We start from the raw sequence: 1,087 nt of genomic DNA, 5'->3' as shown, positions 1-1,087 counted from the left end.
CAAACAAGCCACACGATTTTAAATTTTTTAATATACATTGATTCAGCAAACTTTTACAATTCGGTCCCGCTCCTCCACCATCATGGATTACTGTTTCATTTTTAGAATCAACCCCTCCAACATGCTTTATTAATTCTTCTGCTTTTAATTCACGTATAAATTTATTCATTTAAAATCCTCCTGAAAATATTTATTTTTAAAAATACATTAACAAAACTGATCGAACAAGCCACATGATTTTAAATTTTTCAAAATACATGACTGAGCTAACCTTCTACAATTTGGACCTGCTCCTCCGCCATCGTGGATTACTGTTTCATTTTTAGGATCAATTCCTCCAACATGCTTTGTTAGCTCTTCTGTTTTTAGTTCACGTATAAATTTGTTCACTTGTATTCCTCCTTTGTTAATTTGCTAAATACATAAATTAACTTCTACAAAACTGAGTCCATAAATTACATTGAGATATATACTTCATTTGACATCCTAGTAATAACATCTTACAATCGGGTCCTGCTCCTCCACCATCATGGATTACTGTTTCATTTTTAGGATTAATTCCTCCAACATGCTTTGTTAATTCTTCTGCTTTTAATTCGCGCATAAAATTATTCATCTGTATTCCTTCTATTTTTACTTGCTAAATACATAATTTAATAAGAACAAAACTGATTCCACAATTTACATGATGTCCAATCCTTGAATTGACATCCAAGTAATAGCGCCTTACAATTAGGTCCTGCTCCTCCACCATCATGGATTACTGTTTCATTTTTAGGATCAATTCCTCCAACATGCTTTGTTAGCTCTTCTGTTTTTAGTTCACGTATAAATTTGTTCACTTGTATTCCTCCTTTGTTAACTTGCTAAATATATAAATTAATATCTACAAAAATCATACCATAATTGACATGATCCCCAATCCTTGGCTCGACATGCTACAAATAACACCTTACAATTAGGTCCTACTCCTCCGCCATCATGGATTACTGTTTCATTTTTAGGATCAATTCCTCCAACATGCTCTGTTAGTTCTTCTGTTTTTAGTTCACGTATAAATTTGTTCATCTGTACCCCTCACTTAAAG

Annotated in this window: 4 protein-coding genes; all 4 read right to left on the bottom strand. The window is 32.8% G+C overall.

Going from position 1 to position 1,087, the window contains the following annotated elements; translation table 11 throughout:
- Nucleotides 1–207: 207 nt before the first annotated feature.
- Genes MR170_RS30685 through MR170_RS30670 form a run of 4 tightly spaced genes read right to left on the bottom strand, consistent with a single transcriptional unit; the run spans nt 208 to nt 1,068 of the window.
- Nucleotides 208–390 (bottom strand): hypothetical protein, encoded by a 183-nt coding sequence (locus MR170_RS30685; protein WP_087952093.1) that lies wholly within the window; start codon nt 388–390, stop codon nt 208–210.
- A 37-nt stretch (nt 391–427) separates the two neighbouring features.
- Nucleotides 428–616: a hypothetical protein gene (locus MR170_RS30680; protein WP_242310645.1), complete on the bottom strand. Its 189-nt coding sequence runs from the start codon at nt 614–616 to the stop codon at nt 428–430.
- Between the two features lie 37 nt (nt 617–653).
- On the bottom strand, nt 654–842 hold the full coding sequence (locus MR170_RS30675) for a hypothetical protein (protein WP_087952091.1): 189 nt from the start codon (nt 840–842) through the stop codon (nt 654–656).
- A 37-nt stretch (nt 843–879) separates the two neighbouring features.
- Complete coding sequence (locus tag MR170_RS30670; RefSeq protein ID WP_087952090.1) at nt 880–1,068, bottom strand: hypothetical protein; 189 nt, start codon at nt 1,066–1,068, stop codon at nt 880–882.
- Nucleotides 1,069–1,087: the final 19 nt, after the last annotated feature.

Source organism: Bacillus cereus group sp. BfR-BA-01524 (assembly GCF_022662595.1).
In the GTDB taxonomy this organism is placed as follows: Bacteria; Bacillota; Bacilli; order Bacillales; family Bacillaceae_G; genus Bacillus_A; species Bacillus_A thuringiensis_S.
This window is presented reverse-complemented; position numbering and strand designations above follow the sequence as displayed.